The following is a 20,896-nucleotide window of genomic DNA, read 5'->3' as shown; positions in this document are numbered from 1 at the left end:
CGGCGGGCGTCGGCTCAGCGGATCTCGCGCCGCGCCGATGTGCCCTCGGCGCGGCGCGGGACGAACAGCGAGATGACGGCGGCCAGCACCGTGATGCCGAAGCCGACCAGGAACGCCACGTGGACGCCGTGGGCGATCGCCGCCGCCCCCGCCGCACCCCGATCGGCCGCGGCGAGCGAGCCGATGGCCATGAGCGTGATGAACAGGGCGCCGCCGGCCGCGCCGGCCACCTGCTGCAGCGTGTTGAGCAGCGCGGAGCCGTGGGAGTACAGCGACTGCGGCAGGCTGCCCAGCGCCGAGGTCATGAGCGGGGTGATCATCAGCGCCAGCCCGCCCGAGATCACCATGTGCCCCGCGATGACCGCGGCCTGCGTCGAGTCCTCGGACAGGCGGCTCATCACGAGCATGCCCAGGCACAGCAGCAGCGCGCCGGGGATCACGAGGACCCGGGCCCCGAAGCGGTCGTAGAGCCGGCCCACGAACGGCGAGAGCAGGCCCATGAGCAGCCCGCCCGGCAGCATCGTCAGGCCCGTGGCCGTGGTCGACAGGCCCAGCACCTCCTGCAGGAAGATCGGCAGGAGGATGATCACGCCGAACAGCCCGCCCATCGAGACGATCATCAGCCCCAGGGAGATCGAGAAGACGGGGCGGGCGAAGGGCCGCAGATCCAGCAGCGCCCGGTCCTGGCGCTGGAGGACCCGCTGCCGCAGGACGAACAGGACCAGCGCCGCGACACCCGCCAGCAGCGACGGGATCGGCGGCACCGCGGGCTGCTCCGAGCCGATCGTGCTCAGGCCCATGACGAGGCCGCCGAAGCCCAGCGCCGAGAGCGGCACGGACACCAGGTCCAGGCTCACCCTCCGCTGCTCGCTCATCGCCGGCATGAGCACGGCGCCCAGGATCAGGGCGGCGACGGCGATCGGCAGCATCAGCAGGAACAGCCAGCGCCAGCCCAGCGCGCCGAGCACGAGCCCCGAGAGCGTGGGGCCGATCGCCGGGGCCACCGAGATCACGACCGAGATCAGGCCCATGACCGTGCCGCGGCGCTGCTCCGGGATCACGGTGAGCACCGTCGTCATCAGCAGGGGCAGCGTCAGGGCCGTGCCGCAGGCCTGGACGACCCGCCCGATCATGAGCACCGGGAACCCGGGGGCCGCCATGGCCAGGGCCGTGCCCAGGACGAACAGCGCCATGGCCGCCAGGAAGACGGTCCGGTGCGGCAGCCGCTGGAGGATGAAGCCGGTGGTCGGGATCACGACGGCCATCGTGAGCATGAAGCCGGTCGTGAGCCACTGCGCGGTCGTGGCCGGGATCGACAGCTCGTGCATCAGGTCGGGCAGGGCCACCGAGAGCACGGTCTCGTTGAGGATCACGACGAAGGCGGCGGTGATCAGCACGCCCAGCAGGGTGCGCACGCGCGCCGGATCCAGCTCCGAGCCGACGACGGAGGGCCGATCTGCGGAGGGCCGCTCACCGGAGGACCGGTCGTCCGGGGACTGCTCTGCGGGGTGGGACACGGAGGGCTCCTCCAGGGGTGCGGGACGGTCTGCGCAGCGCCCCTGACCGATCCGGCGCACGGGGATGCCGGTGAACGGTACATGCCGGGGCCGGCCCCGAGCCCGGAGTGTGAGCGGCATCGCCCCGTCGACGCATCGGGCAGCCGGGCATGCAGAGGCCCCCGACGACCGAGGTCGTCGGGGGCCGTGCGCTCAGCGGCCGAGCGCGTGCGGACCGGCTCGGCCGAGCCGCGGTGTCAGCGCGCTCAGGCGTTGCCCGCCGCGCGCTGGGCGGCGTCGTTCTCCGAGTTGGCGCCGCGCGAGGCCAGATCGCCCTGGCCGTCCTCCAGGTGGGCGCGCACGAACCACTGGAAGGCCTCGAGGTTGCCGGTCTGGCCGATCAGCATGTCCTCGGTGACCTTGTCGAGCTCGCCGACCTCGTCGACGGCCTTGCGGTGGTCCTCGATGATGCCGCTGTAGACGAGGTCCAGGGCGCCCAGGTGCTCGAGCACCCCGGCGCGGCCCACGGAGTAGTCGTCCCACGTGCGGCCCTGCACCAGGGCGCCCGCCCGGCCGTCCGGGGAGTAGCCCAGGGCGGCGATGCGCTCGGCGACGTCGTCGACGGCCGCGCGGACCTCGTCGACCTGCGGATCGAGCATCTCGTGGACGCCGATGAAGTTGCGGCCCACGACGTTCCAGTGCGCGTGCTTGAGCACGAGCTGCAGGTCGTTCAGCGCCCACAGGCGGTCCTGCAGGATCGTGGCGATGCGATTGCCCTGCTCCGGGGTCAGACCGGGCAGGGTGTACTTGGCGTTGTTCGGGAAGGCCTCAGCCATGGTTCTGCTCCTTCTCTTCCGGGTCGGCCTGCTCCGGGCGATCCGAGGGCGCCGTGCCGGCGCTCGATCGATCCGGCGGATCCCGTCTCGGAACGGGCGGCCGATGTGCTGGATGCTTCCAGCGTGCTCCGAGCCGGGAGCCGATGTCCAGGGTGTTCGCGACGGGCGAGGCAGCGGCGGGCAGGCCCTGACGACCCGGCCCCGCCGCCGGATCGGCGCAGCGGGGCCGGCCCAGCGGGCGGGCGGGAGCGGGACGCGGAGGGGCATCGGCCCGCGGCGCCGCCGGGGGCCGATGCCCGATCTGTCACCCGGCTGTGCGCCTGCCGCGGGAGGCCCCCGAGCCGGACGAGCCGGCGAGCGCCTGCTCCTCCTCGGCCGCCACGACCTCGCGGGCCATGCGCTCGTCGCGGGAGGACGCGGCCTCGGTCGGGGCCCTGCCCTCCTGCAGCGACTCCCCCTCGACGTCCACGTTCGGCAGGATCCGATCGAGCCATCCCGGGATCCACCACGCCTTCTCGCCCAGCAGGGTCATCAGCGCCGGGATGATCGTCATGCGGACCAGGAAGGCATCGAGCAGCACGCCGGTCGCCAGGCCGAAGCCCATGGGCCGGATCATCGCCATCTCCGAGAAGATGAAGCCCGCGAACACCGAGGTCATGATGATCGCCGCTGCGGTCACCACGGCGCGGCCGCCCACCATGCCGCGGACCACGGCCGTGCGGGCCGGGTAACCGCGGACGTGCGCCTCGCGCATGCCGGTGACCAGGAACAGCTGGTAGTCCATCGCCAGGCCGAACAGGATGCCGACCATCAGCGTGGGCAGGAAGCTGAGCACCGGCCCGGGCTCGGTCACGTTGAAGACCCCGCCGAGCCAGCCCCACTGGTACACGGCGACGACCGCGCCGAGGGCCGCCAGCAGCGACAGCAGGAAGCCCAGGGATGCGATCACGGGCACCAGGATCGAGCGGAAGACCAGGATCAGCAGGACCAGCGAGATCGCCACGACGACGGCCAGGTAGATCGGCAGCGCATCGGAGAGGACCTGGGAGACGTCGATGTTGGCCGCAGTGGTGCCCGCCACGCCGATGGTCGGGTCGTCGGCGGCCTCCAGGTTCCCGGACAGGCCGCGGATGTCGTCCACCAGGGTCTCGGTCTCGGCGTCCGACGGGCCGGTCTCCGGCTCGACCTGCAGCAGCGCCATGCCCGAATCGACGTCGATCGGGGTCGGGACCACGGAGGCCACGCCGTCGAGCTCGGAGATCTCCTGCCCCACGGTGAGCTGGAGCTCCTGCGCGTCCTGCTCGGAGGCGTCCTCGGGCAGATCCGCCACGACCGTCATGGGGCCGTTCTTGCCCGCGCCGAACTCCTCGGCGACCGTCGTGTAGGCGCGGTACTGGGTGGACTCCGCCGGCTCGGCCGAGCCGTCCGGCAGGCCGAGGCGCATCGAGCCCATGGGAATGGCCAGGATCGCCAGGGCCGCGACGGCCGCGATGAGCACCGGCAGCGGTCGGCGCACCGCCATGGGGGTCCTGACCTGCTCGGCCTCGTCCACGACCACGCCGCGCTGCTTCCTGGGCAGCACGCGCGTGCCCACCAGACCCAGCAGGGCGGGGGTCAGCGTCAGGGTGATCAGCACCGCGACCAGGACCGCGAACGCGGCGACCGCGCCCATGAGGGCCAGGAACGGGATGCCCGTGACCGACAGCGCGATCAGCGCGATCATCACGGTCATGCCCGCGAAGCTCACGGCCGAGCCGGCGGTTCCGGTGGCCAGGCCGATGGCCTCCGTGACCTCGGTGCCGCGGCGCAGCTCAGTGCGGTAGCGGTTGAGCAGGAAGAGGGAGTAGTCGATGCCCACGGCCAGGCCCAGCATGATGCCGAGCACGGGAGTCACCGAGCTCATCTGCACCTGCCCGGACAGCGACAGGGCCAGCATGGTCGAGAAGGCCACGCCCACGAGCGCGGTGAGCACCGGCAGCGCGGCGGCCACCGCGGTGCGCAGCATGATCAGCAGGACGATGACCGCCACGATCACGCCGATGACCTCGCCGATGCCCAGGATGGAGGTGTTCTGGGCGATCTCCGTCGAGTAGTCGACCGAGACGCCGTCGACCGGGTGGTCCTCGACGGCGGCCATCAGGCCGTCCTTGGTCTCCTGCTCGATCGACATCTGGTCGGCCTCGAAGTTCACCGTGGCCACCGCCGTGGAATCCTCCGGGGAGACGAAGCCGAAGTCGCCCATCATGTCCACGGTCTGCCGGCCGACCTCGAGCTGCTGCTCCTGCTGGGTCACCGACTCCTCGGTGGTGCCCTCGGGCACCAGCCCGGCCGCCACGGCCATGTCGAGCCGGCCGCTGTCGCGCAGCTCGATGAGCTGGGGCAGCTGCTCCGAGCCCTGCTCGACCTGATCCCGCTGGCCGTCGAGCTCCGACTGCGCCTCGAACGGGTTCATCGCGGAGGCCATGCCGTCGACATCGGCCGCGGCGTCCAGGGCCTCGTCGATCTCGGTCTTCTGCTGCTCGGTGAACTCCGAGCCGTCGTCGGTGCTGAACACGATCGTGCCCGTGCCCTGATTGGCCTCGGGCAGCTCCTCGGAGAGTCGGTCCGCGAGCTGCTGCGTCTCCGTTCCGGGGATCTCGAAGGACTCGGACAGCGTCCCGCTGAACGCGGCGAAGGCCCCGCCGGCGAGTCCGAGCAGGACGATCCAGGTGATGATGGCCGCCCAGGCGCGGGTCGCTGCGCCGCGTCCCAGGCGGTAGAGGAGTCTGGCCACTGGAGTGGTCTCCCTTCAGGAGGTCCGGGCGCCGGCGGCTGGCTGCGCCGGCGAGGTGCGTGCGGAGAGGTCGTGGCGGATGCGGGATTCAGGCGGCGGGGCGCTGCCCGAAGCCTGCTTCGAGGTGGCGCAGCCCGCGGGAGAGCAGGAGGTCCCACTCCTGGCGGCTGGCCGGCGAGAGGCTGCGGTCGGTCGTCTCCGCCCGGTGCTCGAGGCTCGTGGCCATGGCCGTGACGACGAGTTCGACGAACAGCCTGGTCTCGAACGGATCGGCCGCGCGGATCCGGCTCTGCAGCGATTCCGCGCAGCTGCGGACGATGCCGTCCACGATGCGGCTGCTCCAGATCTCGCTCGTGCTCGGGGGCTTCGAGGGGTCGGAGGCGATCCCCTCGGCCTCCCGCTCGACCGGTCCCAGGAGGGAGTGGACCGCGCCGAGGACGTCGACCGAGCGCAGGGCGGCGGCGAAGGCCGTGCAGGCCTCCGACAGCGTCCGGAAGCGGGAGTCGCCCAGCCGCTGCTCGATCTGCTCGTACAGGGAGCCGATCCGGTCGGAGAAGGACTCGAAGACCGCCTCGTCGACCGTCGTGAAGTGGTTGAAGATGGTCCGGCGCGAGACCCCGGCCCGCTCCGCGAGCGCCTTCACCGTCACCCCGTCCGCCCCGTGCTCGCTCGCGAGCTCGGCGGCGGCATCGATGATCGCCCGGCGGTTGCGCCACTTGGTGGCCTCCCGCTTGTCCGCCGGAGGAGTCATGCAGTCGAGGTTCACGACGCCAGCGTACGGAGGTCATTGCACCGAGTGCAATGTTGCACGCAGTGCAATGAGTCACCCCGCGACCGTCGACGATGACCTCGGTGCACCCGGCGGTCCGGAACCGGCTCGGACCGGTGTTAGGTTCACCTGCATGAGCTCACCCGCCAGCGCTGCCGGTCCGCAGCAGCCAGCCGCCGCACCCGACGGATCGTCCAGCCTCGGGGCGGGGATGAAGGGCCGCCACCTCGTGATGATGAGCCTCGGCTCCGCGATCGGAGCCGGGCTCTTCGTGGGCTCGGGCGCGGGCATCGCCACCGCCGGGCCCGCCGTCCTGCTCTCCTACGTCATCGCCGGGCTCGTGGTCATCGTCGTGATGCGCAGCCTGGGCGAGCTCACCGCGGCCCGGCCCTCCTCCGGCGCCTTCTCCGTCTACACGTCCCGGGCCCTGGGCCCGGCGGCCGGCTTCACGGTCGGCTGGCTCTGGTGGCTCCAGCTGTGCCTGGTGATCGCAGCGGAGTCGACGGCCGCGGCGCAGCTGCTCAGCGACCTGTGGCCCGTCATCCCGCAGTGGGTCCTCGCCCTCGTGTTCATGGTCGTGTTCACCGCGGTCAACATGCTCGGGGTCGGCAAGTTCGGCGAGTTCGAGTTCTGGTTCTCCATGATCAAGGTCGGCGCGGTCGTGGCCTTCCTCATCGTGGGCGTCGTCTTCCTGCTCGGCGGCACGCCGGCCCCGTCGCCCGGGCTGAGCAACCTGACCGAGCACGGCGGGTTCTTCCCCATGGGCATCGGCGGCGTCGCGGCGGGTCTGCTCGTGGTGGCCTTCGCCTTCGGAGGCATCGAGATCGTGGCCGTGGCCGCCGCCGAGACCGAGAACCCGGCGCAGAACATCCGCCGCGCCGTCCGCACGATCGTGTGGCGCATCCTGATCTTCTACATGGGCTCGGTCGCGCTCATGGTGATCGCGCTGCCGTGGGACTCCGAGGAGCTGCTGGCCTCGCCGTTCGTCGCCACGCTGGACGCCGCCGGCCTTCCGGGGCTGGGCGCCGTGCTGGGCGTGATCATCGTGATCGCGCTGCTGTCCTCGCTGAACGCCAACCTCTACGGCGCCTCCCGCATGGTCTACTCGCTGGCCGAGCGCGGCCTGGCCCCCGCGGCCCTCCATCGCGTCGACTCCCGCCGCGTCCCCCTCCCGGCCGTGCTGGCCTCGGTCGCCATCGGGTTCATCGGCGTGCTGCTGAACTACCTGTGGGCCGAGGCCGTGCTGGGGATCCTGCTCAACATCGTCGGCTCCACGCTGATCGTGACGTGGATCGCGACGATCGTCTCCCACCTCATCCTGCGCCGGCGCGCCGAGCGCGAGGGCATCCCGATGCCCGTCAAGGGCCGCGGCTTCCCCTTCGTCGACTACGTGGCCCTGGCGATCATCGCCGTGATCGTGGTGCTCGGCATGGGCGTGCCGGACGTGCGCTTCCAGCTGCTGGCCACCGGCGCCCTGGTGGTGGTCCTGATGATCATCGGCGCGGTGCTCGCACGGCGCCGCCCGGCGGTCGCGGAGGCCGAGCAGGGAGCCGGCCCGGCCGCCTGAGACCTGCAGCCGTCCGGTCGGGCCCGACGCGGGGTCGACCGGGCGGCGTCATGCGCCCGCGAGCCTCGGTGCGCTTCGCCGGCGACGCCGCCGGCCCCGCTCGGCGGCAGGGCGAGGCGCCCCCCCTGCCCGGCTGATGTCCGGGCCCGGACCGGACCCGAGCCCGTGCACGCGAGCCCGGGCATGCGAAAGGGGCGCTCCGCCCACCCATTGGTGCGAAGCGCCCCTTCTGCTCAGCCGCGCGACTGGAGGGACACGCGGCCGGCGACGGTCAGCTCAGCCGACCCGAGCCGTCTCAGCGACGGTCGTTGCGACCATCGGTGCCGCGGGCGTCGGCGTCGCGCTCGACCTCGACCTCCTCGCGGGCCACGTCGGTCTGGACGCGCTCCTGGTCGCGGACGACGTTCTTGTCCAGGCCGATGCGCTCCTTGGCGACGACGTCCTTCTCGACGACCGGGCGCTCCTCGGAGAGGGTCACCTCGACGTCCTCGTCGGACAGGGTGCCGCCCTCCTCGCCGGGGGCGACCGGCTCGCGGACGAGCTCGACCTCCTCGCGCTCGACGGGGACCGTCACGGTCTCGGTGTCGTGCACGATGTGCTTGCGCAGGCGGGCACGGCCGGTCTGGACGCGCTCGGTGCCGACGTTGACCTCCTCCTCGTGGCGGACCACGGAGTTGTCATCGCCGGCGACACCTGCGGCGGCGCCGTCGCGGTGACGGGCGTCGCCGTCGCGGGCATCGCCGCGGCGCTGCGCGTCGGCGTCCAGGTGATCGTCGCGGCGGTCGCCACGGCGATCGGCGGCGCCGGCGACCCCGGCGGCACCCGCCGCGGTGCCTGCGGTGCCTGCGACACCGGCGTTGCCGGTCTCGCTGCGACCGGCCTGGTCGCGGCCGTCGCGGACGCGGTCGTTGCCGCCGCCCTGGAGGCCGTAGTAGCGGTAGAGCTCCTCCTCCTCGCGCTCGTCCACGTGGGAGTCGGCGTCGAGGTTCGGGGCGTCCTTGATGAACGCCTTGGTGTAGGGCACGCGCAGGTCGTCGCCGTCCTGGGTGGCCTCGTCCAGCGGGATGAAGGTCTCGTTGCCGCCGAACAGGCCGGTGTTCACCGTGACCCAGTTCGGCTGGCCCGTGGCGTCGTCCAGGTAGACCTGGCCGACCTTGCCGACCTTGTCGCCGTCCTGGTCGAAGACGGTGCTGCGCTGGAGGTCCTCGATGCTGATGTTCTTGGCCATGCCGTGCTCCTTACTCAAGTGTCATGCACGTACCTGCCCCGGGCTGTGGGCCCGAGACAGGTCCCAGATCGACGGGCGCCCATCGTCGGACGCCCAGGAACAGATCTGGAGGCTGCTTGCCTATCGTCAACCCTATGCGTGGATGGAATGCCTGTGCATCAACTTTCCTTGAGAATCGCCTCAAGGTGATCCAGCAGTTTGCTGAGCATTTACCGAGAGACGCATCACAGAGCTGGACGTACCCCCTCTGTCGCGGGGCCCGGGCCCGTGACTAGCCTGGATACATGACAGTTCGTGACGCGGGACAGGGCTCCGGTCCGGAGAAGGCGGCCGTCATCGAGAGGGCCACCGGCCTCCCGTGGCACCGGTGGGTGCGGACCCTGGAGGACGGCGGCGCCGCCGACGCAGGTCACTCGGGGATCGCCGAGATCGCCCTGGCGGCCATGGGGGGCGACGTGGAGAACCCGGAGTGGTGGGCCCAGTCGGTCGCCGTGGCCTATGAGCAGCACACCGGCCGACGGGTGAAGGGCCAGGCCCACGACGGCTCGTTCCAGGTCTCGGCCACCCGCACGCTGCCCGGGTCGATGGACGACGCCTTCCGCCGCTGGCAGTCGGCGGCCGAGGACCTCACGGAGATCGACGGCACGCAGATCGTCGACGGCCCCCGGACGACCGGCACCGAGAAGCGCCGCCACTGGCGCATCGGCCTGGCGGACGGCTCGCGCGCAGCGGTCTCCGCCGAGGCCAAGGGACCGGAGAAGGCCGTGCTGAGCGCCACGCACACCAAGCTCAGCAGCTCCGAGGAGGTCGAGCGCAGGCGCGCCGCCTGGAAGGAGCTGCTCAAGACGCTGTGACCACTGGGAAGGAGCACCGCATGGATTCCACATCGATGAATGCCGACCGGAGCGGACGGGCGAGCGAAGCGGACCGCCAGGGAGCCTCGCGCTCCCGGCCGGGAGCCGCCGCGATCGCCTTCGCGGCGGCCGTGGCCTGCGGGATCGGCGCGGCGGTGAGCCCTGCGGCGAACCTGCTGCTGCTCCTGGCCTGCGTGCTGGCCTTCGGCGCCGGCGCGGGCCTGCTCGTGAACCCGCCGCTGCGCAGCTCCCTGCCCAAGGACCGGGTCGCGCTGCGCGTGCTGCTGGGCGTCACCGCCGCGGGCGCGCTGCTCGTGGTCCTCCTGCCGATCCTCGGCCGCACCGGGCTGTGGTGATCCGGCCGTGGTGATCCGACTTCCGCGATCGCGCAGCACCGGCCCGGCCTCGCCGCCCCGCGCGGCGGGGCCCCTCAGTCCAGGCCGATCCAGTCCGCGAGCGCACGCGTGTCCTTGGCGCTGGCGTTGAATCCCACGCGGCGGGCCTGCTCCACGATGGAGGCGTGCACCGCGCTGCGCATCACGTCCCTGCTCGGCTGATCGTCGCCGGCCAGGTCGATGCCGGCATCCGTGCACCCGCGGATGGCGTAGAGCAGGTCCTCGCGCGAGATCTGGTGGTGGCCGAGCTGCTTGGCGCGCTGCTGGCACCACGTGGTGGCCTCGGAGAGGCTGAAGCTCTCCGCCGTGCGCGAGTACTCCTCGAGCACCGTGAACACGGCGTTCCACTGCTTGCGCGACAGCCGAGGCGCCTTGGCCACCGTGCAGAACCGCCCCACGGGCTCCGGGACGCGCACCTGGTGCTGCGCCTTGGCCTCCAGCGTCGAGCTCGCGGTCTCCTGGCCCCCGCCGCGCGAGCCGGACGAGGATCCCGAGCCGGCCTTCGGCGCCTTGTGCCGGGTGTCGTCCCAGACGCAGCGGTCGTCGAAGCGCGCGTGGGGCAGGCCGACCTTCTCGAGGGCCTTCTTGAACGAGCCGGCTCCGAACCACCGACTGGACTTGAGGCCGTCCCCGAGCTCGTCCAGGGCCACGCGGGACAGATGCGTGTAGGTCAGCGGCGTCGTCGAGCGCCGGTAGGCCCGGGTCACGAAGGAGCGGAAGTCCTCCCAGTCGGCGTCCTGCGGCCCCTCCGGCGAGCGGCCCCGCCGCGTGCCGCGCTCCGGGCGCAGACGCGGCTCGTCGTCCTCGTCGTCGAACTCGTCGATCTCGTCGTCGTCGTAGTCGTCGGAGTCCTCGACGACGGCGGGATCGTCGTCCTCCCAGTCCTCCTCCTCGTCATCGGCCGGCTCGGAGTCGGCGGCGTCGGCCTCCTCCTCGGCCTGCTCGGCGCCCTCCGTGGCCGCCAGCAGATCGAAGATGCTCTGCTCGTCGAGGTACTCGTCGGCCAGGGCCTCGTAGGCGATGGCGGTCGAGCCGGTGGCGATCACGCAGGTGCGCAGATCCGCGGCGCGCAGGACCTGCAGGAGCGGGGTGAAGTCCGAGTCGGAGGAGGCCAGCACGAACTCCTCGAAGAGGGCACCCTGGTTCAGCGAGGCCATGACGTCGACGACGATGCGGATGTCGGCGCCGTTCTTGGCCTGCTTGGTCAGCGCCGGGCAGTCCACGACCTCCACGCCGGCCTGCGTGAAGTACGGACGGAACGCGTCGAAGCGGATCCGCTGCCCCGGCTCGGTGGGGTGGGGGACGCTGCCGCCCGGGTTGAGATAGCAGCGCAGCTGCAGCCACCGGCGCGAGGGAGCGCCCTCCGGATTGGTCAGCCCCTCGATCCACACCTGCGGTCGCTCGGCGATGCGCACGGCGGCCTGCGGGTCGGAGCGCAGGAGGCCGCCGAAGAAGTTGTCGAAGTCGATGTACAGGGCAGAGCGGCGCTGATCCACAGGTGCCTCCGGGGGGTTGGTCATCACCCGAGCACCCTACGCGCCGGCGACGGCTCCCCCCGACCGGCCGGGCGGGCGGAGCCCGATCCTCGAAGGGCTCAGCCCAGCCGCTTCTTGACGTAGGTCTCCCGCACCATCTCCACGATCTCCACGGAGACGGTGCCCGCGGCCCCCTGCGGGACGGCTCCCGCCACGGCCTCGAGGATCGCCTCCGACGTGCGGGCCCTCAGCTCCTCGGAGCGCCCGGGCAGGATCCGCAGCTGGACGGCGACGTAGCCGGTGCCGTCGTGCGGGTGGTCCACGGCGTAGTCCTCCAGGACCCGCGCACGCGCCTTGGCGGCGGTCATGTCGAACTCGCCGAGCTCCTTCAGAGCGCCCATGCCCGCCCGGATCAGCTCCTGGGCCGCGAAGCCGGGCAGGGCGGCGATGTCGACGGTGGTCTCGATGATCAGATGCGGCATGGGCTGAGCATGCCACCGGGGCCCGGACGGCGCCAGAGCTGCGGCGGAGGGCTCACCCCCGCCGCAGCCAGGCGGTGGCCGCGCCCGGAAGGCGGCCGGCCTCGAGCTCGCGACTGGCCAGCAGGACCTCGCCCTCGGGCAGCTCGGCCGGCTCGGCGCCGAAGTTCGTCACCGACTCCCAGCCGCCGGGGCGCACGAGATGCACGACGGCGCCGTCGTCGCGATCGCCCCACTCGAGCACCTCGTCCCCCTGCAGCCGCCGGCGCAGGCTCAGAGCGCGCCGGTAGAGGCTCAGGAACGACTCCGGGTCCTGCGCCTCCTGGGCGGCAGCGCGCCGCGCGAACCACTCGGGCTGCGGCAGGTGCGGCGGGCCGCCGAAGCCGAGGTGCGGCTCGTGCGCATCCCACGGCAGGGGCACGCGGCACCCGTCGCGGCCGCGGTCCGCCCCGGGATTGCGGAAGAAGGACGGGTCCTGGCGCTGGTCGTCGGGGATCTCCACGACCTCGTGCAGGCCGAGCTCCTCCCCCTGGTAGAGATAGGCGGAGCCGGGCAGGGCCAGCAGCAGCAGGACCGCCGCCCGGGCGCGGCGCTCCCCGAGCTCGCGGTCCAGCATGCGCTCGCCGTCCGCGAGCAGCAGCCACTGCTCGGCGGCGACCTTGAGGTCCTCCCCGCCGGCCGCGTTGCGCGGCAGCTGCCCGATGACCTCCTTCAGCGCCGCGCGGTCCAGCCCGTAGCGGGTGGCATGGCGGACGACGTCGTGGTTGGAGAGCACCCACGTGCTCGAGGCCCCGGACCGGGCGGCCTCCGAGAGGTTCTTGCGGATGGCTCGCCGGAACTCCTCGGCCTCGAAGGGCACCTCCAGCAGGTCGAAGCTGAACGCCTGTCCGAGGCCCTCCGAGCTGGCGTAGCGGGCCAGGCGGTCGGGGTGGACCCAGGCCTCGGCCACGGCCGAGCGCGGCGGATCGTATTCGTCGAGGACCTCGCGCCATTCCCGGTAGATGTCCTGGACCTCGTCGCGGTCCCAGAACGGGTGGGCTCCGTGGCTGACGAACTCGTCCGGCAGCTCGGCCTGATCGGGCAGCCGATCCCCCAGGTCCTTGGCCAGGCCGTGGGCGACGTCGACCCGGAAGCCGTCCACCCCGCGGTCCGACCAGAAGCGCAGCGTGGTCAGGAACTCCTGGTGCACGTCCGGGTGGGACCAGTCGAAGTCGGGCTGCTCGCGCGCGAACAGGTGCAGGTACCACTGGCCCGGCGTGCCGTCGGGCTCCGTGACCCGGGTCCAGGCCGGGCCGCCGAACATGGAGGTCCAGTCGGCAGGCGGCAGCTCGCCGTGCTCGCCGCGGCCCTCCCGGAAGATGTAGCGGGCCCGCTCGGGGCTGCCCGGCCCGGCGGCCAGAGCCTGCTGGAACCACTCGTGCCGATCGGAGCTGTGGTTGGGCACGATGTCCACGACCACCTTGATCCGCCGCTCGTGCAGGGCCTCGACGAGCTCGTCGAAGTCCTCGAGCGTGCCCAGGCGCGGGTCGACGGCCCGGTGGTCCGCGACGTCGTAGCCGCCGTCGGCCAGCTCCGAGGGGTAGAAGGGGCTCAGCCACACCGCGTCCACGCCCAGGTCCCGCAGGTGGTCGGCGCGCCGCGTCACGCCGCGCAGGTCGCCCAGGCCGTCGCCGTCCGTGTCCTGGAAGCTGCGCGGGTAGACCTGGTAGACCACGGCCTGGCGCCACCAGTCGGGCGAGCTCCAGGCCGGATTCGGCGGCGGGGCGTCGGGGCTCGGGATGCTCACGGGGTCTCTCCTTCTGCCGGGGATGCGCACGGGCGGGGCGGCTGAGGACGCGGCGGAGCGCTCGCGCTCCGGGCCCGTCGCAGGCCGCCTCCAGGCTACCGACGGGCCGCGACAGCCCACCGGCGCCTGAGGGCGGAGGGGGCCGATCCGGCCGTGCTCGTTCCGGCAATCCGTGGCGTCCGGACGCGGGACGTGCCTACGGTCGGGGCATGACCACTCACAGGACCACCCCCACACCCCCGGACGAGGTCGACTGGGCCTTCGTGACCGACGAGCCGTGCGAGGCCTGCGGATTCGCCCCGGGCCGCCACGAGCTGCCGCCGGCCGAGGCCCTGCGCGCCTCGGCGGCCTCCTGGCAGGGCGTCATCTCCCGCGACGACGTCCGCGAGCGCCCGTCGCCCGAGGTCTGGTCCCCGCTGGAGTACGCGGCCCACACCCGCGACGTGGTGGACCTGTTCCGCGAGCGCATCCGGCTGCTGCTGGATCAGGACGATCCGCAGTTCGGCTCCTGGGACGGCGAGCAGGTCGCCGTCGAGTCGGACTACGCGGCCCAGGACCCCGCCGCGGTCGCCGCCGAGTACGCGCAGTCGGCCGATCTGGGCGCCGATCTGCTGGACGGGCTCGACGAGCGGCAGCTCGCGCGCACCGGCTCGCGGGCCGACGGCCGCGCCTTCACGGTCGCGGCCCTGATCGACTACCTCCTGCACGAGGTCCGCCACCACCTGCAGGACGCCGGCGCCGAGGCGCCGCAGGCGGGGGTCGAGGAGGCGGCCGCGGAGGCCGCCGAGCAGACCCATGACGAGAACCGGGAGGCGGCGGATGAGCGCACCGATGCATGAGCCCGCCGGAGCCGCCGCCGAGACGCGCGGGGAGCAGAGCCCCCGGGCGATCACCGAGCACGACGACGGCTCCTTCACCGTCCACGGCCACGCGGCCGTCCAGCAGGCGGCGCTGGACGACAGCACCTTCTCCAGCGCCGTCTCCCGCCACCTGCAGATCCCCAACGGCCTGGACGGCGCCGAGCACTCGCGGCACCGCGCCCTGATCGACCGCTACTTCACGCCGCAGGCCATGGCCGACGTCGAGCCGCGGTGCCGCCGGGCGGCGGAGGAGGCCGTCGCGGATCTGCCGCACGGTGAGGCCTTCGACGCGGTCTCGGATCTCGGCTACCGCTTCGCGGTCGCGGCGCAGTCGGCGTGGCTGGGCTGGCCCGCGTCGATGGCCGACGAGCTCGTCGAGTGGGTGCGCTCCAACCAGGAGGCCGCCCGCTCGGGCGACCGGGCCCGCACCGCCGCGGTGGCGCGGCGCTTCGACGAGCTGATCGCCTCGGTGATCGAGCCCCGGCGCGATTCCGACGGCACCCGCGACGTCACCGACGCGCTCATCCACGACACCACGGCAGGACGCCTGACGGACGAGCAGATCGTCTCGATCCTGCGCAACTGGACCGGCGGCGACCTCAGCTCGATCGCGCAGTGCGTCGGCGTGGTGACCCACTTCCTGCTGGAGCATCCCGAGATCGCCGCCCGCATCGCCGAGGGGGCCTCGGATGCGGAGGTCGACGCGATCCTCGAGGAGTTCCTGCGGGTCGAGGACCCGTTCGTCTCGAACCGGCGGATCGCCGCCCGGGACACGGAGCTGGCGGGCTGCCCGATCCCCGAGGGCAGCCGCGTCGTCCTGGACTGGGCCCGGGCCAACCGGGATCCGCAGGTCTTCGGGGATCCCGACGCGCTCGATCCGCACGTCCATGCGGCGGACAACCTGACCTACGGCATCGGTCGGCACGCGTGCCCGGGCCGTCCGCTGGCCCGGCTCGAGCTGCGCGAGCTCACCCGGGCCCTCCTGGCGGCCGGTGCGCTCGAGCGCGCAGGGGACGCCGTGCCCGAGCAGCCCCCGATGGGCGGCTTCCGCGCCGTCCCGGTCATCCTGAGCTGAGAGGGGTCGGCATGCCCGTCGTCCGGACAGAGCTGTGGTTCGACACCGAGGCCCTCGAGGCCGCCGAGTTCTGGACCTCCCTGGTCCCCGGCTCGCGGATCGTCGAGGTCGTCCGCGATCGGGGCGGCAATCCGCACACGCAGGAGGGTGCGGTCCTCCACGTGTCCTTCGAGCTGAACGGGCAGCGCTTCGGAGCCGTCAACGGCGGCCCGCACTTCCCGCTGACCGAGGCGGTCTCCATCTCGCTGACCTGCGACGACCAGGCCGAGGCCGATCGGTACTGGGAGGAGCTGACCCGCGGCGGCACGGAGTCGATGTGCGGTTGGTGCAGGGACCGCTACGGGATGAGCTGGCAGATCGTGCCGCGGGAGTTCACGCAGCTGCAGTCGGACCCCGATCCTGCGGTGGCCCGGCGCAGCACCCAGGCCATGCTGGCCATGCACCGCCTGGACATCGACGTCATCCGGCGCATCGCGCGCGGCACCGAGACCCAGGACCGAATGCCGCAGCCGGCTCCGGAGCAGGGGCCGGTCCCGCACCACATCGAGGGCGCCGTCCGCGTCCCCGCCCCGGCGCAGGACGTGTGGGCCCTCGTCTCGCGGCCCGACTGGTGGGTCGACGACGGCGTCATCCGCGACCACGAGATCGTCTCCGACGGCGCCCGGCACACGGTGACCGATCCCGCCCACGGGGCCTTCGCGCTGACCGTCGAGGACTCCCGCGAGGGCGAGTACATCGCCCTCCGCCGGGAAGGCCGCCAGGACGCCGACGATCCCCGCACCCTCACCCAGTTCTGGGTGGATCCGCTCGAGGACGGGACCACGATGGTGCGGCTGCTCGAGTCCGGCTTCCGCGACGGCGGCGCGACCGATGACGAGCGGCGCCCGGCCCACGACGATCAGGCCGAGGGCTGGCGCATCGAGCTCGAGGCGCTGCGCGGGCACTTCGCCGCGGGCTGAGCCCCTGCCCGGCCCCTTGCCGCGCCCGCGGGCCGCGGCCGAGACTGAGGCCATGAGCGCACCGCAGCGACATGCACCCGTCCAGGCGGCCGGCCGCGGCAAGGGCGCCTGGCTCGCACTGCTGGAGAAGGGCGCGGACGTCCTCCAGGACACCTCCCCGCTCAAGGGCTTCGACGCCTACGTCGTGGGACTGCATCTGGCCAAGGACGATCCGGACATGCAGATGGAGGCCCATCACTACTGCAACGTGGTCAACGACGACTTCCTGCAGTGCCTGATCTTCGACGGCAACACGGCCGATGCCAATCTCATCGGCATCGAGTACATGATCTCCGAGGCGCTGTTCGACGAGCTCCCGGAGCAGGAGCGCGCGTACTGGCACCCGCACGACTACGAGATCCTCTCCGGACAGCTCGTGGCGCCCGGCCTGCCGGCCGCCGCGGAGAAGGCCTTCCTGGCGCGGCTGATGAACAGCTACGGCAAGACCTGGCACACATGGCACACCGGCCGCCACGACGGGCAGCCCGGCCATCAGCTGCCTCTGGGCGATCCCGTGCTGATGTGGTCCTTCAACCGCGACGGCGAGGCCGATCCGAGCCTCGAGCAGAACCGCGAGGAGGCCCTCGATCTGGACACCCCCGCCACCCGCGAGCAGCGTCAGTCGCTCGTGGACGAGGCCCGTCCCCAGCACGGGGTCGACGCCCTGCGCGAGCACTTCCCGGACGCGACTCCGATCCCGGGTGTGACGGACGCGGATCCGGCCTGATCCGGGGTCTCGGCGGCCCGGTCGCGCTCCCACTGCCGGCGGGTGCGCTCGGCCCGCCGGGCCCGGTGCACAGCACCGGCCGCCACCACGACCGCCAGCAGGAGCGGCACCCACACCCTCGACCAGTCCAGCATCAGCTCGGCCCACCCCGGCAGGTCGATCTCCGGCAGGCTCGGCAGGGGCAGCTCGGGGAGGCGGGGCAGGCCCAGCTGCGGCCGGGGGAGGTCGATCTCCGGCAGCAGCCGAGAGATCCGCGCGATCACGGGATCGAGCAGGCGCAGGAGCAGCGGGATGAGCACGATGCCGAGGACCGCGGCCCCGGACTTCCCGAGGCCGGCGGCCAGCGGGTAGGCGACCCGCTTCCAGGGCGATGCCTCGATCGCGGCCAGGCGCCGGGCGGCCCAGGAGCCCTCGGGGGCCTGGAAGTCGGCGATCTGGTCCTCGTCGCGGAAGCGGACCTGCGTCACCCGGCGGTCGCGCCAGTCCGTCTCCACGACGATCCGGGGATTCTCCATGTCCAGCAGCAGCGGTCGGATCCTCGGCCCGGAGGGCTCCGGCTCATCCCGATGGGGGCACACGCCCACGCGGTGCCCGCCCACGCGCGAGGCGCGCCCCAGGACGGCCTCGCCGCGGCGGACGACGAGACCCGTGCCGTCCTGCGCCATGTCCCCCTCCTCGGGCAGGAAGCCGAGGTCGATCCGGCGCAGCTGATCCTGCGTCCCGACCGCGACGGAGAGCTCGCCGAGCTCGGGGTGCTCCAGCCGCCAGATCTCGGCGCGCTCGCGGTCGGCGCGGCCGTCGGGGTGCGTGCCCTCGGAGCTGTCGAGATGCGTGCCGTGGGGTCTCATGTGGTCGGCGTCGTCGGAGCCCATGCCCCCGGTGCCGGTGCTGCTGTCCATGCCCCGAACGGTAGGAGGAGGGAGGCGCCGGGCACATCGGTCCGAAGGCTGATCCGCGGCAGGTCCTCCCGGGGGAGGATCCGCTGGTCGGCGCCGACACGCCGGATTATCATGAGGGACATGGATCACAGCACCGGACAGCTCACCGACCAGGAGATCGCAGAGGCCCAGCTCGAGGGCTGGACCGTGGAGGACGGCGTGCTGCGCGCGACGTTCGGGACCGGCGATTTCACCAGCGGCCTCAAGTTCGTCAGCACCCTCGCCGAGATCGCGGAGGAGGTCGGCCACCACCCGGACGTGCTGCTGACCTACCCCTCCGTCCAGCTCTCGCTGATCAGCCACGACGTCGAGGCCATCACCCAGAAGGACGTCAACATGGCCCGCCGGCTCTCCGAGCTCGCCGGCCAGCTCGGCATCTCCTCGAGCTGAGGACCCGACGCGCCGCGAGGGCCCCGTCGGATCCGCCGCGATCGGACCGGCCGTCCTCAGGGCTCCAGGACGCGGATGGCCACCTGGACCCTGTTGGTGACGTCGAGCTTGGCGAAGATGCTGGCCACGTGGGTCTTGACCGTGGTGATCGACAGGAACATCTCCGCCGCGATCTCGGAGTTCGTCAGCCCCCGGGCGACCGCCTCCGCGATCTCGCGCTCCCGGGCGCTCAGCACCTCGAGGCCGGGCCCCGGCCGGTCGGCCGGAGCGCGGGAGGAGTCGTCGCCCGGCCCGCGCCGGTCCGCTGCCGACGCCGCCTCGGCGATCATCGTCCCGGCCTGCTCCGGCGCAGGCCGGCGCCCCTGGGCGGTCGCGACCGCGATCAGCCGCGTCAGCACCTGCGGCGAGACGGCCGCCCGCCCGTCGGCCGCCTCCTGGACGGCCTCGACGAGCCGGCGCGGGGGAGTGTCCTTGAGCAGGAAGCCGAGCGCCCCTGCCTCGAGCGCCTCCAGGATGAAGGAGTCCGTGTCGAAGGCCGTGAGCATCAGGACCTCGGGCGGCCGCGGCAGGGCGCGCACGAGCCGGCACCCCTCGATCCCGTCCGCCCGGGGCATGCGGATGTCCATGAGCACGACGTCCGGGGACAGCTCCCGGGCTTGCCGAGCGGCCTCCTCCCCGTCGGCGGCCTCCCCCACGACCTGCAGGTTCTCGGCGCCGTCGAGCAGCAGCCGGAGACCGGCCCGCATGAGGGATTCGTCGTCGACCAGCAGGACGCGCACGGGCGCGGACTGCGCGGGCTCTAGCTGCGGCATGGGATGCACGCCTCCAATCGGAACGCGGTGTCGGTGCGCTCGGTGCCGATCGTGCCGCCGAGCCCGCGGGCGCGCTCGTCGAGGCCCACGAGGCCGAAGCCGCTGGGCGCCGGATGCGCGTCGGCGACCAGGGGATTGCTCACGACCAGGGACACGGCGTCGGGTCGGCGCGCCCAGCGCACCGTGACCGGAGCGCCCGGTGCGTGCTTGACAGCATTGGTCAGCGCCTCCTGCAGGATCCGATAGAGCGTGCGCGCCGTGATGTCGGGCAGCGCCCCGGGATCGATCCCATCATCGCCGATCACCTCGATCTCGGCGCCCGCGGCGCGGAACTCCTCGAGCAGCTGCGGGATGTCGTGCAGATCCGGCTCGGGCCGGGTGTCCCCGGGATCGTCGCGGAGGACGTCGAGCACCGTGCGCAGCTCCGCCGAGGCGGTCGCCGCGGTCTGCTGCACCAGCCGGGCGGTCGAGCGCACGGTGGCCCGGTCCAGGTCCTCGCGGTAGTCCAGCGCCCCGGCGTACGTGCTGATCAGCGCGAGGCGGTGGGAGAGGGTGTCGTGCATCTCGCGGGCGATCCGGGTCCGCTCCTGGGCGCGGGACTGCTCGGCTCGCGCGTGCTCCTCGCGCACCAGCGCGGCGGCCTCGCGCCGGGCGGTCATCGCCTCCGCCTGCAGGGCCCGGATCCGACGGCGGCGGGACCACCGGTACATGCCGATCAGCACGGGGACCAGGAGCATGACGGCCGAGACGCCGAGGAGGACCAGCGTGTCGATCCACGAGCCGACCGGTCCCTGCACGAAGTACCCGGCGCCCGTGGCCGCGAGGGTGACGCCGTACACGACGACCGCCCACGACCGGCGGCCGCGCGAGCACACCGAGATCATGGTGATCAGCGACGCCGCCGCCGCCGAGGCGGACACGGCGGTGAACACCCCGATGACCACGGCGGCGATCAGCGCCGATCGGGGCTCCGGGCGGTCCACGAGCGCGGCCGGCTCCCCGGCGGCTTCCGCGCCGGCGTATCCGTGGCGCACAGCGATCGGGACCAGGCCCACGGCCACCAGCCCCAGGGCCACGTCCAGCACCGCCAGGGCCACGACCGGACGCCCCGGGCCGTAGAGCTCGGACGGCTCGGGGGGACTTCCGGGGACGAGCACCGCGAGCAGGACCAGGCTCACGAGGGCAGGCCCGAGCAGCAGGGCGGCGAGTGTGAGGATCCCGGTGGTCCAGGGACGCTGGAGCCTCCGGCCGCGCCGGCCCGGGGCCCCGCGCGGCGGCCGAGCGACCCATGGGGCGATGGTCGATGACGACGTGGCGGGCATGGTCCTCAGCGTAGGAGCAGCGCGGGGCGCGGGGCACCGTCCGGAAGCACGAGACGGCGCTCCTCCCTTCCGACGAGCGCGTCCGCCCCGGTCCCGGCAGGCCGCCGCGAGCGGAG

19 protein-coding genes are annotated in these 20,896 nt (G+C 72.9%); 8 read left to right on the top strand and 11 right to left on the bottom strand.

The genetic code is table 11. From position 1 onward, the window contains the following. Positions 1 to 14 precede the first annotated feature (14 nt). From FSY66_RS01580 to FSY66_RS01565, 4 genes are all read right to left on the bottom strand, one after another. Complete coding sequence (locus FSY66_RS01580) at positions 15 to 1,517, bottom strand: MDR family MFS transporter (protein ID WP_260853323.1); 1,503 nt, start codon at positions 1,515 to 1,517, stop codon at positions 15 to 17. A 245-nt stretch (positions 1,518 to 1,762) separates the two neighbouring features. Continuing rightward, positions 1,763 to 2,332 (bottom strand): Dps family protein, encoded by a 570-nt coding sequence (locus FSY66_RS01575; RefSeq protein WP_144790578.1) that lies wholly within the window; start codon positions 2,330 to 2,332, stop codon positions 1,763 to 1,765. Between the two features lie 304 nt (positions 2,333 to 2,636). Continuing rightward, complete coding sequence (locus FSY66_RS01570) at positions 2,637 to 5,105, bottom strand: MMPL family transporter (RefSeq protein WP_144790576.1); 2,469 nt, start codon at positions 5,103 to 5,105, stop codon at positions 2,637 to 2,639. A gap of 88 nt (positions 5,106 to 5,193) precedes the next feature. Beyond that, positions 5,194 to 5,856 (bottom strand): TetR/AcrR family transcriptional regulator, encoded by a 663-nt coding sequence (locus FSY66_RS01565; protein WP_144790574.1) that lies wholly within the window; start codon positions 5,854 to 5,856, stop codon positions 5,194 to 5,196. 151 nt (positions 5,857 to 6,007) lie between these two features. Here FSY66_RS01565 and FSY66_RS01560 point away from each other — a divergent pair, with 151 nt between their 5' ends. After that, positions 6,008 to 7,441: an amino acid permease gene (locus FSY66_RS01560; protein WP_260853322.1), complete on the top strand. Its 1,434-nt coding sequence runs from the start codon at positions 6,008 to 6,010 to the stop codon at positions 7,439 to 7,441. A 295-nt stretch (positions 7,442 to 7,736) separates the two neighbouring features. Here the strand turns inward: FSY66_RS01560 and FSY66_RS01555 are convergent, their stop codons facing one another. Next, positions 7,737 to 8,669: a DUF2382 domain-containing protein gene (locus tag FSY66_RS01555; protein WP_144790572.1), complete on the bottom strand. Its 933-nt coding sequence runs from the start codon at positions 8,667 to 8,669 to the stop codon at positions 7,737 to 7,739. Between the two features lie 284 nt (positions 8,670 to 8,953). Between FSY66_RS01555 and FSY66_RS01550 the strand changes: the two genes are divergently transcribed. Together FSY66_RS01550 and FSY66_RS01545 are read left to right on the top strand one after the other, a co-directional pair. Then, on the top strand, positions 8,954 to 9,523 hold the full coding sequence (locus tag FSY66_RS01550) for a hypothetical protein (RefSeq protein WP_144790570.1): 570 nt from the start codon (positions 8,954 to 8,956) through the stop codon (positions 9,521 to 9,523). Between the two features lie 20 nt (positions 9,524 to 9,543). After that, positions 9,544 to 9,879, top strand: a complete 336-nt coding sequence (locus tag FSY66_RS01545; RefSeq protein WP_144790568.1) for a hypothetical protein — start codon at positions 9,544 to 9,546, stop codon at positions 9,877 to 9,879. A gap of 74 nt (positions 9,880 to 9,953) precedes the next feature. Here the strand turns inward: FSY66_RS01545 and FSY66_RS01540 are convergent, their stop codons facing one another. The 3 genes from FSY66_RS01540 to FSY66_RS01530 form a co-directional block, all read right to left on the bottom strand. Beyond that, positions 9,954 to 11,438, bottom strand: a complete 1,485-nt coding sequence (locus tag FSY66_RS01540) for an NYN domain-containing protein (protein ID WP_144790566.1) — start codon at positions 11,436 to 11,438, stop codon at positions 9,954 to 9,956. A 74-nt stretch (positions 11,439 to 11,512) separates the two neighbouring features. After that, entirely contained in the window at positions 11,513 to 11,875 is a 363-nt protein-coding gene (locus tag FSY66_RS01535) for a 5-carboxymethyl-2-hydroxymuconate Delta-isomerase (protein ID WP_144790564.1), read from the bottom strand. Between the two features lie 52 nt (positions 11,876 to 11,927). After that, on the bottom strand, positions 11,928 to 13,658 hold the full coding sequence (locus FSY66_RS01530; RefSeq protein WP_144790562.1) for a glycoside hydrolase family 13 protein: 1,731 nt from the start codon (positions 13,656 to 13,658) through the stop codon (positions 11,928 to 11,930). Between the two features lie 209 nt (positions 13,659 to 13,867). On the opposite strand from FSY66_RS01530, the gene FSY66_RS01525 reads away from it, so the two are divergent. Genes FSY66_RS01525 through FSY66_RS01510 form a run of 4 tightly spaced genes read left to right on the top strand, consistent with a single transcriptional unit; the run spans position 13,868 to position 17,318 of the window. Further along, the gene (locus FSY66_RS01525; protein ID WP_144790560.1) at positions 13,868 to 14,497 is read left to right on the top strand and encodes a DinB family protein; all 630 of its coding nucleotides are present in this window, start codon (positions 13,868 to 13,870) and stop codon (positions 14,495 to 14,497) included. After that, complete coding sequence (locus tag FSY66_RS01520) at positions 14,478 to 15,593, top strand: cytochrome P450 (protein WP_144790558.1); 1,116 nt, start codon at positions 14,478 to 14,480, stop codon at positions 15,591 to 15,593. The genes FSY66_RS01525 and FSY66_RS01520 overlap by 20 nt, the downstream gene beginning before the upstream one ends. 11 nt (positions 15,594 to 15,604) lie before the next feature. Further along, positions 15,605 to 16,552 (top strand): VOC family protein, encoded by a 948-nt coding sequence (locus tag FSY66_RS01515; RefSeq protein ID WP_144790556.1) that lies wholly within the window; start codon positions 15,605 to 15,607, stop codon positions 16,550 to 16,552. Positions 16,553 to 16,604: 52 nt separating this feature from the next. Continuing rightward, positions 16,605 to 17,318 (top strand): OBAP family protein, encoded by a 714-nt coding sequence (locus FSY66_RS01510; protein ID WP_144790554.1) that lies wholly within the window; start codon positions 16,605 to 16,607, stop codon positions 17,316 to 17,318. On the opposite strand, the gene FSY66_RS01505 is transcribed toward FSY66_RS01510, so the two are convergent. Beyond that, entirely contained in the window at positions 17,210 to 18,217 is a 1,008-nt protein-coding gene (locus FSY66_RS01505; RefSeq protein ID WP_144790552.1) for a hypothetical protein, read from the bottom strand. The two genes, FSY66_RS01510 and FSY66_RS01505, sit on opposite strands and share 109 nt — an antisense overlap. 120 nt (positions 18,218 to 18,337) lie before the next feature. On the opposite strand from FSY66_RS01505, the gene FSY66_RS01500 reads away from it, so the two are divergent. Continuing rightward, entirely contained in the window at positions 18,338 to 18,646 is a 309-nt protein-coding gene (locus FSY66_RS01500) for a 4a-hydroxytetrahydrobiopterin dehydratase (RefSeq protein ID WP_144790550.1), read from the top strand. A gap of 56 nt (positions 18,647 to 18,702) precedes the next feature. On the opposite strand, the gene FSY66_RS01495 is transcribed toward FSY66_RS01500, so the two are convergent. Then, complete coding sequence (locus tag FSY66_RS01495) at positions 18,703 to 19,458, bottom strand: response regulator (protein ID WP_144790548.1); 756 nt, start codon at positions 19,456 to 19,458, stop codon at positions 18,703 to 18,705. Continuing rightward, positions 19,446 to 20,780: a sensor histidine kinase gene (locus tag FSY66_RS01490; protein ID WP_144790546.1), complete on the bottom strand. Its 1,335-nt coding sequence runs from the start codon at positions 20,778 to 20,780 to the stop codon at positions 19,446 to 19,448. The genes FSY66_RS01495 and FSY66_RS01490 overlap by 13 nt, the downstream gene beginning before the upstream one ends. Positions 20,781 to 20,896 lie beyond the last annotated feature (116 nt).

The sequence above is a fragment of the Kocuria palustris genome, assembly GCF_007666205.1.
GTDB lineage: Bacteria > Actinomycetota > Actinomycetes > Actinomycetales > Micrococcaceae > Kocuria > Kocuria palustris_A.
Note: the sequence above shows the minus strand (reverse complement) of the source record. Positions and strands in the feature narration are given on the sequence as shown.